Annotated in this window: 1 protein-coding gene; it reads left to right on the plus strand. The window is 65.4% G+C overall.

Annotated features, from left to right (window positions below):
* Positions 1-907, plus strand: a 907-nt coding sequence (locus CV770_RS41200; RefSeq protein WP_146101480.1) for a chemotaxis protein CheA, incomplete at both ends; no start/stop codon positions are given.

Here is a 907-nt window from a genome sequence, read left to right on the forward strand (position 1 = left end):
AGGACACCGAGTTCAAGGTGCCGCTGCAGCGCCTGTCCAACGTCACCGCCGAGCTGCAGGAGGGCGTCATGAAGACGCGCATGCAGCCGATCGGCAATGCCTGGCAGAAGCTGCCCCGCATCGTCCGGGACCTCTCGAGCGAACTCGGCAAGCAGATCGAATTGGAGATGCACGGCGCCGACACCGAGCTCGACCGCCAGGTGCTCGATCTGATCAAGGACCCGCTCACCCACATGGTGCGCAACTCCGCCGATCACGGCCTGGAGACCCCCGCCGAGCGCCTCGCCAGCGGCAAGGGCGAGCAGGGCACCATCCGCCTGTCCGCCTATCACGAGGGCGGCCACATCATCATCTGCATCGCCGACAACGGCCGCGGCCTCAACACCGAGAAGATCAAGGCCAAGGCGATCTCCTCAGGTCTCGCCACCGAGGCCGAGCTCGAGAAGATGAGCGAAGCCCAGATCCACAAGTTCATCTTCGCGCCCGGCTTCTCCACCGCAGCCGCCATCACCTCGGTCTCCGGCCGCGGCGTCGGCATGGACGTGGTGCGCACCAATATCGACCAGATCGGCGGCACCATCGACATCAAGTCGGTGGTCGGCGAGGGCTCCTCTGTCACCATCAAGATCCCGCTGACCTTGGCGATCGTCTCGGCCCTGATCGTCGAGGCCGCCGGCGATCGCTTTGCGATCCCGCAGCTCTCGGTGGTCGAGCTGGTGCGTGCCCGCGCCAACTCGGAGCACCGCATCGAGCGCATCAAGGACACCGCGGTGCTGCGCCTGCGCAACAAGCTGCTGCCGCTGATCCATCTGAAGAAGCTCTTGAAGATCGACGACGGCGCGGCCTCGGATCCCGAGAACGGCTTCATCGTGGTGACGCAAGTCGGCAGCCAGACGTTTGGCATCGT

The sequence above is a fragment of the Bradyrhizobium sp. AC87j1 genome (assembly GCF_002936975.1).
GTDB lineage: Bacteria > Pseudomonadota > Alphaproteobacteria > Rhizobiales > Xanthobacteraceae > Bradyrhizobium > Bradyrhizobium shewense.